Below are 12737 nucleotides of genomic sequence, written 5' to 3'. Positions count from 1 at the left end.
CATGAATTGCCTCTACAGTCTATAGTTTTACATCAGTGTTTATATTCGCAAAACAACAATTTTTGTTGCATTTGTTTACAAAAACTACATTCCTCTATTGAGGTTTGTAAATAATTTGTATTTCCCCAAGGAATATTCCTTTAGACTGATCTTTAACTGAAAAATGTGGGAATAAACACAAATGCATTCGTTAAATATATTTTGTCACGAATTTGTAGTTGCTGTTTCCTTTGTAGCTTGCATTGTTGGACTGGTATTACTGTTGGACAGTAAGCAACAAAAAAGTGACGTGGAAGAAACAGAAGTGATTCTGTTTAGAATGAGCTTTACTTACTGGCTAGTTTACTGTGTAGCTTTTGGCATAGAAAAAATAATTTTACCCGAATGGGGATCTGTAGTTATGACTTTGAAAATAACTACCGCTCTGTCATATTTCTTAACTTTTTCGTGTATTGTTAGTCTGCCACTACACAAATTTGCAGTCCACCGTGTTGAAGAATAGACATTGGGACTGGGGAACGATCAAGATTTCATTGCGATCGCTAATGCCGTTTCCAGTTCTGACTGCGCCAAAGGAGTTAAAATAAACACTTCTTGTACCGTCTTCCCCTGCCGTGCAATTACTTTATAGCCACCGCGAATTGGTACTGAGACACGCAGTTGCATTTTTGGACAATGACCTCTTGCCCGCCCAATCACTCCCGGCGTTACCGTTTGGATGCCATCCTGCTGACAAAGACGTTCTAAAATTGGGATAAGACCAGAAAGGTGTGTCGAGTGATTCCAAACTAGTCTGGCAGCTTTTTGTGAAGCCGCCCGGAGCGAATCTGCGGTGGGTTTGCCCATAATAATTAAGCTGCTTCTAGAGGTGCCATTGTCAAACCTGCTCGGCGCAGCTGCTGGTGATAAAGTTCCGCAGGTTCTTGAGGGCCGACCCAAACGATCGCTTGACCTTCATAGTGTACCTGATTAGTCAGATCCCACGCGCGATCGCCACTCATTCCCGGAATATATTTCATCAAACATTCAGCCACATGCTGGAATGTATTAAAATCATCATTTAATACAATCACTTTGTAATTTGGATAAGTCTTACGGGTAACTTGACTAGACCGTTCAGGAGTTATAGTTGGTGCTGTGGTCATCCCGTAAACATCTGCTGAAAGGTTCGTAACCATATAACAATTGGTCAATAAGATTTTACAAAACTACAAGTAACTAGTTTAGTACATTGTCATTTGTCCTTTGTTTTAACAAATGACCAATGACAAATGACCAATGACTATCTACCGCCAATTATCCCAGTTTTCGTTAAAAATGGATGTATCAGGGAAAGCGGTGGGGTTGCCATTTTGTTGTAAAAGCCGTTTGAGAGCTTCGAGTTGTGGCTCTTGTTTGGGCAAGTTATCGACTAGTTGGTAGGGTGCGATCGCATTTTTGATCGCAAAGCTAGCAACAGTTCCCGCAGCTGCGCCAGACGACCATTCAAAAGAATGAACTCGATAGGCAGCAGCAGCAATATGACTAGTAGCAATGCTTTTGCCTCCTACGAGCAAATTATCAATTTTCTGGGGAATCATAGCTCTCAGAGCAATTTGGAAGGGATAAGCAAGGCCCGCACCACGCCTTTCACCTGGACGTTCTGTGTTACCAGGGGCTTCTGGAGGACTATTCACCATACAAGGATGGAAATCTATAGCATAGTGACCAATACCCACAGCATCGGGGAAGATGGTAGAACGAGTCCGTCGCATTGCTTTGTCTGGTGGGACTTTACCATCAATTACTGATATTGCTTCCAAACCTGCAACTGCTGCTCGTAGCCTCCGATACATATCTTCTGGCAGAGTCTTGGAGTAATACTGATCATTGTAATCTCGGCGAGAAATATCAATTTCCCAAATACCAAAGCCACCAGGTTGTCCCCAACTGGGGCGGCCAATGATGCGCCGTCCTTCGCGCATATAGGGATATTTCGATAAGCCATGCACTGTTCCCATCGGGGAATTTAACCCAGAAACAAAGCGGTTATTGGTTTGCTGCTGCTTTACACCCTCCCCCAGTTGGGAATCTGTAGTCCCAGCTACTAACCAATAATAAAATGAGAGGGCATTTTCCTCAGCTTTGCGGAGGGTTTCTGTCCGCAGTCCTCCCATCCAGCCTCCTGGTTGTAACTGCCCAGTTCCTTGTAACTGTTGGCGACTGTAAACTAGGTTATCCTTGGCTGTTCCGGGGCGGTAGTCGTTACCCCAAGTCCAGTTTTGCATAGAGATATCCCCTGGTGTCGCAGCAGTAAAACTTACACCTCCAAATTTTGCTGGTTTCCCTTTGTTTGGACTCCAAATGCGACGATAAGTGAAAACTAAATCAAAGTTAGCCAGTCGGGTTAATTCATAGCTAAAATATGGCGCATATTGTAAATAGAAGGGGGGCATCGTCTGCGGTTGCGGTTCCTTAGTTGCCTCCATTGCAAAGGTGTAGGTAAATCCTTGGGGACAATAAGGATCGTTATTTGTGCTGGAAGAAGAGGGTTCTAGGTAAGAACGGGCATCAATACCTAATCGATAGGGAACATCAGCAAGGGCAATAATTTCTCCAGTTTCGCTGGCATCGACGACGTACCATTTCGGAGCATCCCCTTTCGCTTCCTTGGGGAGAAAACGGAGAATAGTTTTAGTAAATCGAGAAGAGTTTTCGTAACTATAAGAATCTTCAATACTTTGAGATAAAGTAAAGGTATTGAGAGGTGGTGCGCCTTTTGGTGGTTGATGTTGGATAGCGATCGCACTATTAATTATTTTGCCATCAGCAGCAATTTCCAAATCCTTAATTACCGTGTTGGGAAACCATTGCAACTTCCCTTTTCCCTGCTTTTCGGCGTCTTTGAGCATATCGACCAAAATGGCGTGAGCATCGCGGGGAAGAAAGCAGGAGTCACTTACCCAACAATCACCAGGGTTAAGTTTACCGTATTTGCGCCCAATGCGGTTTCGCAATTCTAGGTAGCCGCGAGAATAGAATTTGAGAGCCCGTTGAGTTGGGCGTTCATCTAACGCAGATGTCCCTTGAGAAGAAATTTGTCCTCCCAGCCAGTCAGTAATTTCCGTGAGGCAAACCGTTCGTCCTGCTAGCAAACCTTCGTAAGCTGTAGCGACACCAGATAGTCCACCACCCACAACTAAAATCTCGCAGTTCACACTTTTATCTGGGGTTCTTGGTAATGTAGCGATCGCCTTTGACGTTGGCGTAGCCATCGCGGGATCAAATGCAACTAAGGTAGATATTAAATTGAAACCGATCAGCGATGTCAAGCTATAAGCTACTTTTTGTCTGTGCTTCATGGTTAAAAAACCGCTCCAAATCCTGTGTCACCTTGTAGAAGGTAGCATCCAGGAAATGTTCATCACAAGTTTATAATAGTAAATATATTTAAATATAAGTTTTATACCTAAAATACTCAGTATGTCGGCTCAATGTACCTTGAAGTTATTAAAACTCAGTTAACAGTGCTGATTGCTGAGTACTTTTTCCTCATATCTAACACAACGACATACACAACTATAGGATTCATATTTGATTTCTGAAAACATTCAGTACAATTCATAGAGGCTCCTTAACTGTTGCCTCTTGTCTGCTAATACGGTTCGGTTAAGAGCAAAAAATAAAAATATGTAGGTTGGGTTGAGGGACGAAACCCAACATTTTGTAGGGTTTGTAGGGTTTCACTTTCCTACGGTACGCTACGCGAACGTTCAACTCAACCTACAAATATTTTTAAGAATAACTAATAATGTTTAGCTGAAACTGTGCTGATTTGATCTATTTTTCTGAAATTAAAAACTGCTCTTGCTAAAAGTAGACAAGAGCAGTTTTTAATCGCAAAGCCCAAAACAAGAATTTAGGCATCTTCAAGTTCAAATTGAGCCACCGTAACAGCATTAAAAGCGAATGCTAAAACTAGTGGCATCGGCGACTGAAACCAAAAGGTAAAAAGAACAGCTATGATTGTGCCAATCACTGCGGACATCGACCACAATCTTTCTTCAAAAGTCAATCCCTTCTCAGCTTTAATTCCTCTGAGAACATTAACCGGGATTGGTTCTGGCATTACCCCACCCGGAGGAAAAGCCCAGAAGTTGTTACGTCGCTCAACAAATAAATCTGTCCAGCCATTTTCTTGGCACCATGCCTCAATCCATTGAAGTGAGTAATGATTCATCATCGGGTTTGGGAGTTCGGTTTGTAGAAGTTGTGTACTCGGTGAATGTAAACTCTTAGAGATTCCTGAAGAACTAACTAATCGCTATAAAATTAACGCTAATTATCCAATTTTTAAGCTTTGCTAAGCACTGGGAACGCTTATAATTGCGCTCAAACCTTACTTTCACTAATTAAAAGATTAGCAGTTGATGGCGGCTGTTTAATTTAAAAGACAATAAACTTTACTTGGAAAGTTGTAAGTCAAGAATTGTAAATAAGTTGGTGAGTATTACTGCTTAATAAAATCCTTTATATCCTGAAATTCAAATCTAGAAATTAATAATTGTGAACAAATCAACAAGTGTTAGGCATCGTCTGTTGTAGATATTTTTTATCTAGCAAAAATATTCCTTGAGAGTTAGAGATTTCAAATTTTATCATCATTAAGAGTGATATTATGCTCCCCCTTCGATGTTTTGTTAAAGCTTGCTTGATGTGACAAGTAATTTATACTCAATCATTGCAATCGCTATTTTGTAATTATTATCCTGCTTTAGTGCGAACGCTCCTAGATTGCCTTTCTCTACCCAAAGTCGGAGGCATAATTTTGCTCAAGGTGAGGAGCTTATGCCCTTTTTGCGTTACAAAATATTAAGCAAGGGAAATACACATCCCCCAAATCCAGTAGCAAGGCTGCGAGTCTCAATTAGAATCAGCCAGTCTTGCTAATATTCAAATGCGGTAAGCTTAAATGCAGCGATTAGACACCAAATTGACTCTCGATATGTTTTGGCGGCAAGGGTTGGCGTTCCTTCTCGGAATTATTATCTGGTGCGTGGCTGACCCCGCACTGGCAGTAGACTGGACTCATCCACTGTCATTTAGTAACGCAGAGTTGTCAAGACGTGATTTTTCTGGTGACAGTTTGCAAGCTGCGGAGTTTTCTAACGCCAATATGGAACTGGCTAACTTTTCAAACGCTGATTTGCGGGGAGCAGTCATGAGTGCTTCAGTGATGACAAAAGTAAATCTCCACGGAGCTGATTTAACGAATGCAATGGTCGATCAGGTAAACTTGACTAAGGCCGATTTGAGTGATGCAGTTTTCAAAGAAGCTCTTTTGCTCCGTGCCATCTTTAATGATGTGAATATAGACGGTGCAGATTTTACAGATGCAATTTTGGATCGGGCACAAATCAAAGAACTGTGTCAAAAAGCCAGTGGTGTGAATTCCAAAACAGGTGTGCAAACTCGTGAATCTCTAGGATGTCAATGAAACGTGTTGGTGTAATTGGTGGTGGACAACTTGCCTGGATGATGGCGGATGCAGCAGAGAAGCTAGGAGTAGAATTAGTAGTACAAACTCCAAGCGTTCACGACCCGGCCGTGTCAATCGCTCAGGAAACTCTCTTCGCGCCAGTTGATGATGCAAGTGCTACGAAAATATTAGCTCAAAAATGTGATGTCATCACCTTTGAAAATGAATTTGTTAACTTGCAAGCTTTATCTGTTTTAGCACAGCAAGGCGTTTGTTTCCGTCCCAGCTTAAAAGCTTTAGCTCCACTTTTAGATAAATATCATCAGCGTTGCTACTTACGCGATTTGGGTTTACCAGTTCCTCAATTTTTCGCCCTTGACGAGGTGGAACATCTCCAATCAAAAATAGAATATTTAGGTTTTCCAGCAGTCCTCAAAGCTCGCCGCCACGGTTATGATGGTCAGGGTACTTTCATAATTCAAGATTTTGGTACTTTAGAGCAAAAGCTAAGTTATGATACTGTAACAAAACCTTTAAATGGATCATTTTTCTTGTTAGAAGAATTTGTCCCTTTTGAAAGAGAACTAGCAATAATTGCAGCGCGTTCTGTGGAGGGAGAAATTGTAGCTTACCCAGTAGTGGAAACCCAACAAGAACAACAAGTCTGTCGGCGGGTAATTGCGCCTGCTGATATTACACCCAATCAAGTAGCAGAAATAGAAGCGATCGCACATACTCTATTAAATAGCTTAGAAGTAGTAGGAATCTTTGGAATTGAGCTATTTCTCAAGGCTGATGGCAAAGTACTGGTAAATGAAATAGCGCCTCGTACCCACAATTCTGGGCATTTTTCTATTGATGCTTGTGAAACTTCTCAGTTTGAGCAACACCTCAGAGCAGTTTGTGGTTTACCTTTAGGGAATCCAGCTTTGCAGTGTGCTGGTGCTGTGATGGTCAACCTGCTGGGGTATGAAAATTCTCACAGCGACTACCAAAGCCAGCGTCAACAAATAGCGCAGATTCCCCAGGCGCACGTTCACTGGTATGGGAAGACAGAATCACGTCCTGGGCGGAAGTTGGGACATGTTACGGTTTTGCTGGATAATCAGAATAGAGAATCGGCAAGTGCCATCGCCCACACTATAGAATCTATCTGGTATCCCAGGTAAATTAAGCAGAAACTTTCGATGTTGAACACACAACATCTTTTGAAAAGCTATAATGAGTGAGTTGCACTACGACGTTGGTGACTGCCATCAAGTTTTTTGATCTATGCCTTTAATGACAAGGGAGTCAACTGTTCTCGTGGCAGTATACCGGGCATGTACCCGGAAACTTTAAACGAGGAATTTAGGTTCCCACCTGGATAAACCCAGGTCATAAACTTAGGTAAAACGGCGTCGCGGTGAACTTAAAATTATTAGCTTCCAAAATCAGTTAGAATTTGGGAGCTTTAATTATTTAAATGATTATTACTTGTAGTAAAAATCAGAAATCCTAAACTAACGTGATGTCAAGTTTAGTTGATTACTAAACTTGAATAATCCCACTCCGCTTGTAGAGACATAGAACTGCTATGTCTCTACATTCTTTTTTAGAGATGTATTTTTAACATCTGCTGCCAGGTTGTTCAATACAATGAGTGATCGATTCCTTTCCCATCATAAAATTAATTCCTTCTCCCATCTCAAAATGAGTGAACTGATAGTAAATATTGCCATGTTTTTGGGAAAACTAAATAGTGAAGTCTCAAGAATTAAGCCGTATGGTCAGCATTCCCGGATATCACGTTAGCAAAGAACTCTACAATGGTTCTCGAACCTTGGTTTATCGTGCTAATCGAGAAAATGACCAAAAATCTGTGGTGATTAAGCTGATGAAAACTGTTTATCCCAGTTTCATTGAATTGATACAGTTTCGGAACCAGTTTACCATCGCCAAAAACTTAAATCTACCTGGAATCATTCAAACATACAGCCTGGAACCCTATCAGAATGGCTATGCGTTAGTGATGGAAGACTTTGGGGGAATTTCTCTCAAAGATTATTTGACCTCTGTAGAGACACGATATATCGCGTCTCTACAAGAGTTTTTACAAGTAGCGATCGCACTGTGCAATACATTAGATATTTTAATTCGCCATCGGGTCATTCACAAAGATATTAAACCCGCCAATATTTTAATCAATCCACAAACTAAAGAAGTTAAGTTAATAGACTTTAGTATTGCATCTCTGTTGCCACGGGAAACTCAAATTTTGATGAGTCCTAATGTGCTAGAAGGAACACTTGGCTATTTATCACCAGAGCAAACGGGACGAATGAATCGGGGAATTGACTACCGGACTGATTTTTATTCTCTAGGTGTAACTTTTTACGAGTTATTAACAGGGCAATTACCATTTCAATCGCACGATCCGATGGAATTGCTACATTGTCATATTGCCAAACTTCCGCTTTTAGTACATGAGATTAATCCGCAAATTGCGCCTGTACTCTCATCCATTGTGAATAAACTGATGGCGAAAAATGCCGAAGACCGCTATCAGAGCGCATTTGGGCTGAAATATGATTTAGAAAATTGTTTACGTCAGCTAAAAGAAACGGGGGAAATTGCAAGTTTTCCAATTGCTCAACGGGATGTGTGCGATCGCTTTATTATCCCAGAAAAACTCTATGGTCGTGAGCCTGAAGTTGAAACTCTTCTCAAAGCCTTTGACCGCGTTACCAACAATCAGACGGAACTAATGTTAGTGGCTGGTTTTTCTGGTATTGGTAAAACTGCTTTAGTTAACGAGGTTCACAAACCTATTGTCCGACAAAGAGGTTACTTTATAAAAGGCAAATTTGACCAATTTAATCGTAATATTCCTTTCTCGGCTTTTGTGCAGGCATTTCGAGACTTAATGGGACAATTGCTCAGTGAAAGTGATACTCAATTGTCAACTTGGAAAAGTGAAATTTTACAAGTGCTGGGCGATCAGGGGCAAGTTATTCTTGAAGTAATTCCAGAACTCGAACAAATTATTGGTCAACAACTACCTGCAACTGAACTTTCACCAAGTGCAGCACAAAATCGCTTTAATTTACTCTTTCAAAAATTCATTCAGGTATTCACCACAAAAGAACATCCACTAGTAATTTTCCTTGATGATTTGCAGTGGGCTGATTCTGCATCACTCAAATTGATGCAGTTGTTGATGAGCGAATCAGGAAGTGGAGCTTTACTTTTAATTGGAGCTTATCGAGATAATGAAGTATCTACCGCTCATCCGTTAATGTTGACTTTAGCAGATATTCGCAAAGCCAATGCTACGATTCATACTATTGCTTTAGCTCCGTTAAATAAAGCTAGTTTAAATCAATTGATGGTTGATACCTTTAGTTGTTCAAGTGAAATTGCCCAACCCCTAACGCAACTCGTCTATCAAAAAACTCAAGGGAATCCATTTTTTGCAACGCAATTTCTCAAAGCATTATATGAAGATGGACTGATTACTTTTAATTTTGCTCAAAGTTACTGGCAATGTGATATTGCTGCTGTGAAAGCACTTGCTCTTACCGATGATGTGGTAGAGTTCGTAGCGCTACAGTTGCAGAAGTTGCCAGCAGCAACGCAAAATGTGTTGAAATTAGCTGCGTGTATTGGCAACTCTTTTGATTTGCTAACCTTAGCAATTGTTTCTGAACAATCGGAAATTGAAACAGCAGCATCTTTATGGAAAGCTTTGCAAGAAGGGTTAGTTTTACCTACTAGCGAAGTTTATAAATTCTTTCAAGATAGTGGGCATGATTGTAACTCAAATCCTCTAAACTCCAATTTACAAGTCCCTATATACAAATTTTTACACGATCGCGTGCAGCAAGCTGCCTATTCGCTAATTCCAGATAAAGAGAAACAATTTACCCATCTTAAAATTGGCCAATTACTCTTGCAAAATACCTCTGAGTCTCAGCAAGAGGAGCGAATTTTTGAGATTGTCAGTCAGTTGAATTGTGGAATAGCGCTAATCACCCAGCCAAATGAACGTCAACAATTAGCTCAGTTAAATTTGAATGCTGGTCGAAAAGCGAAAGAAGCTACTGCTTATGGTGCAGCAATTCATTATCTCAAGTCGGGAATGCAATTGCTGACAATTAATAGTTGGGAAATTGCATACGAACTGACTCGAAGTTTATACGAAGAAGCTGCCGAAGCTACCTTTCTCAACAATGAATTTGAGCAGATGGAATCTCTTATCCAGGTCGTCATGGAAGAAACAACCACCTTACTGGATAGGGTGAAAGTTTATGAAGTGCAACTCCAAGCCGATCAGGTGCGGAATCAATCATTCAAAGCGATCGCAATTGGGCGTGAACTTCTAGCTCAACTTGGGGTAACATTACCTGAATCAGTAACACCTCCAGACATTCAGCAATCTGTAGTTAACACGCTCTCCAGCTTGGCTGGCAGAAGTATTGAGGGCTTAATTGATTTGCCATTGATGAATGATCCCAAAGCTTTGGTTGCTTTGCGGATTATGACTAGCATCGCTCCCGCCATCCATCAGGCTGCGCCTTATCTGTTCCCAATTATTGCCTGCGAAGAGGTGAATTTATCTCTTAAATACGGCAATGCACCACTTTCTGCACCAGGGTATGCAGATTTTGGAATTGTACTTAATATTTGTAACCAACTCGAGTCAGGCTCAGAATTTGGCCAGCTAGCTTTAATGCTTGTAGATAGATTTCAAGCAAAATCTGTTCAAAGCATGACTCTATTTAAGGTGAGTGCATTGAATCAATTTAATAAACAACATGTTCGCACCTCAATTAGTTTATTACAGGAATCGCATAGTCTTGGATTAGAAACAGGCGATTTTTTTCATGTGCTGACATCGATGATTTTCAAGCTATTCTATGTCTATTTAAGTGGCACAGAAGTTTTGGAAGTCTTGCTAGCAGATATCAAAGCTTACGAGTCTAATTTTGCCCAAAATCAGCGCTTATTAAATTGGTCGAATATAATCTGTCAAAGCATTAACAATTTAACCGAATCTAGCGATAATCCAGAGTGCTTCATTGGTGAAGATTATCAAGATGAGCAACTATTATCTGCGCTCATTAAAGAAAATGACGAATTAACACTTCATGTATTTTTCCTAAGTAAATTAACACTCAATTATTTGTTTGAGAATTTTCCGGCGGCAGTTGAAAATGGAAATCAGGGAGAGCAATACCTCAATGGTGGCGCAGGAATGCTATCTGTGCCTGTTTTCTACTACTACGATTCTTTATCTCGGCTTGCTGTCTATCTAACGGCGGAACCATCTCAACAAGAACAATTACTCTTAAAGGTTGGCGAAAATCAGGAAAAATTGCAGTTTCGAGCCAAATTTGCACCGATGAATTTCCAGCACAAATTTGATTTGGTGGAAGCAGAACGCCATCGGGTTCTGGGCGAAAAAATGGCAGCAATGGAACTGTACGATCGCGCCATAACTCTAGCGAAAGAAAACGAATATATCCAAGAAGAAGCTTTGAGCAATGAGCTAGCTGCCAAGTTCTACCTAAACTGGGGCAAACAAAAAATCGCCCAAGTTTATATGCAAGAAGCTTATTACTGTTATGCTCGTTGGGGCGCTAAAACCAAAAGTGAGGATTTAGAAAAACGCTATCCTCAACTTCTGGCTCCCATCTTACAAGGGCAGCATCATCACTTACAACTGAGTTCAACCATTGATGGCTCGTCATTCCCACATCAAACCATCCACACAAATCTTTCTAGCAGCAGTATTTCTGAAGCCCTCGATTTTGCCACCATCTTTAAAGCCGCACAATTTCTCTCCAGTGAAATTCAATTAGAGCAATTGCTCGCTACTCTTTTGCAAGTGGTAATGGAAAATGCTGGAGCGAAAAAAGCTGCCCTACTTGTACTCGAACAGGGCAACTTAGTGGTTAAAGCTGTAGCCACCATCAATGAAGGGGTGACTCTAGTATCTGTACCATTGTCAAGCAGCCAAAACATTCCGATCGCATTGGTAAACTATGTCAAACACAGCTTAAAAACTGTGGTGCTGGATAATGCAACAGTAAAAAACGATTTTATTACTGACCAATATTTGATGCAGCAACAACCCAAAAGTGTGTTGTGTACGCCGATTTTGCGTCATGGCCAATTAATCGGGTTACTATATCTGGAAAATAAGTTAACGATTGGCGCATTTACAAGCGATCGCACCGAAATTATCCAACTGCTATGCGCTCAAGCCGCTATCTCTCTAGAAAATGCCCGTCTTTATCAAGAATCTCAAAATTATGCTCATCAACTAGAGCGATCGCTACAAGAACTAGAGCATACCCAACTACAAATGGTGCAAAATGAAAAAATGGCAACCTTGGGTAATTTGGTTGCTGGGGTGGCACATGAAATTAATAATCCCATTGGATTTTTGAAAGGCAGCCTTAACAATGCCGAAGAGTATATTCAAGACTTACTCGCCCATATCCAATGCTACCAACAACATCATCCCACTTCTGCGATCGCAGTCATTGAGCATGGCGAAGAAATTGACCTAGAATTCTTGACTCAAGACTTACCAAAGCTCGTAAGCTCAATGAAGGTGGCAAGCGAACGGATTAAAGACATTAGCATTAGTCTTCGCACTTTCTCCAGAGCCGATACAACCGAAAAAGTTGCTTGTAATCTCCACGAAGGGATTGAGAGTACGCTGTTAATTTTGAAGTATCGCCTCAAAGCTAACGAAAAGCGTCCAGCAATTGAAGTTATCACCGAATACGGTAAATTACCACTAGTAAAGTGCTTTTTAGGACAATTAAATCAAGTATTTATGAACATCCTTGCTAATGCAATTGATGCCTTAGATACATCCAGTGAGGGCCTTTCTTTTGCCCAAGCGCAAGCTAACCATCACCAAATATTGATTAACACCGAAGTATCCAGTGATCAAAGCAAGGTGACAATTTGCATCAAAGATAACGGTCAGGGGATGCCAGAGGAGATTAGAGCAAGGATCTTTGACCACCTGTTTACCACAAAAGAGGTTGGGAAGGGAACAGGATTAGGATTAGCGATCGCTCGTCAAATTGTCGAGGAAACCCATAATGGGCGGTTGAGGTGCAATTCTGTGCTTGGTGAAGGAACAGAATTTGTCATTGAAATTCCGGTGTTTTAACTACAGTGTTTTGCAAGTACATGAGGTACATCCCCCTCCCCAACCCTGCTCTTGGTAAAGGGCTACGGTGTACACACAAGTCGGAAATAGTAGTCTGTCAAGGAA

The 12737-nt window shown here is 41.0% G+C and carries 8 protein-coding genes and 1 other RNA gene; 5 read left to right on the top strand and 4 right to left on the bottom strand.

Annotation, left to right across the window (positions count from 1 at the left end; translation table 11 throughout):
* The first annotated feature begins 181 nt into the window (after positions 1-181).
* Positions 182-502, top strand: coding sequence for a hypothetical protein (locus G1O98_RS04810; RefSeq protein ID WP_163927526.1), 321 nt, complete (start codon positions 182-184; stop codon positions 500-502).
* Between the two features lie 20 nt (positions 503-522).
* Here the strand turns inward: G1O98_RS04810 and G1O98_RS04805 are convergent, their stop codons facing one another.
* The 4 genes from G1O98_RS04805 to G1O98_RS04790 form a co-directional block, all read right to left on the bottom strand.
* Positions 523-846: a DUF2103 domain-containing protein gene (locus G1O98_RS04805; RefSeq protein ID WP_163927525.1), complete on the bottom strand. Its 324-nt coding sequence runs from the start codon at positions 844-846 to the stop codon at positions 523-525.
* 5 nt (positions 847-851) lie between these two features.
* Complete coding sequence (clpS, locus tag G1O98_RS04800) at positions 852-1178, bottom strand: ATP-dependent Clp protease adapter ClpS (protein ID WP_114081844.1); 327 nt, start codon at positions 1176-1178, stop codon at positions 852-854.
* A 108-nt stretch (positions 1179-1286) separates the two neighbouring features.
* Positions 1287-3341, bottom strand: a complete 2055-nt coding sequence (locus tag G1O98_RS04795) for an FAD-dependent oxidoreductase (protein WP_163927524.1) — start codon at positions 3339-3341, stop codon at positions 1287-1289.
* Positions 3342-3898: 557 nt separating this feature from the next.
* Entirely contained in the window at positions 3899-4222 is a 324-nt protein-coding gene (locus G1O98_RS04790; protein ID WP_012410419.1) for a hypothetical protein, read from the bottom strand.
* Between the two features lie 762 nt (positions 4223-4984).
* Here G1O98_RS04790 and G1O98_RS04785 point away from each other — a divergent pair.
* The 4 genes from G1O98_RS04785 (at position 4985) to G1O98_RS04770 (ending at position 12632) form a co-directional block, all read left to right on the top strand.
* On the top strand, positions 4985-5476 hold the full coding sequence (locus G1O98_RS04785) for a pentapeptide repeat-containing protein (protein ID WP_163927570.1): 492 nt from the start codon (positions 4985-4987) through the stop codon (positions 5474-5476).
* Complete coding sequence (locus G1O98_RS04780) at positions 5473-6627, top strand: 5-(carboxyamino)imidazole ribonucleotide synthase (protein ID WP_163927569.1); 1155 nt, start codon at positions 5473-5475, stop codon at positions 6625-6627. Before G1O98_RS04785 ends, G1O98_RS04780 begins: the two co-directional genes overlap by 4 nt.
* Positions 6628-6687: 60 nt before the next feature.
* A non-coding RNA gene (gene ssrS / locus G1O98_RS04775) (6S RNA) lies at positions 6688-6871 on the top strand.
* 352 nt (positions 6872-7223) lie between these two features.
* Positions 7224-12632 carry an ATP-binding sensor histidine kinase gene (locus G1O98_RS04770; RefSeq protein WP_167306181.1) on the top strand — a complete coding sequence of 1803 codons (5409 nt, stop codon included), beginning with the start codon at positions 7224-7226 and terminating at the stop codon, positions 12630-12632.
* Positions 12633-12737: the final 105 nt, after the last annotated feature.

It is taken from the genome of Nostoc sp. UIC 10630 (assembly GCF_010747425.1).
Classification (GTDB): Bacteria; Cyanobacteriota; Cyanobacteriia; order Cyanobacteriales; family Nostocaceae; genus Nostoc.
The sequence above is the reverse complement of the archived record's forward strand: the minus strand, read 5'-3'. Positions and strand labels throughout refer to the sequence as shown.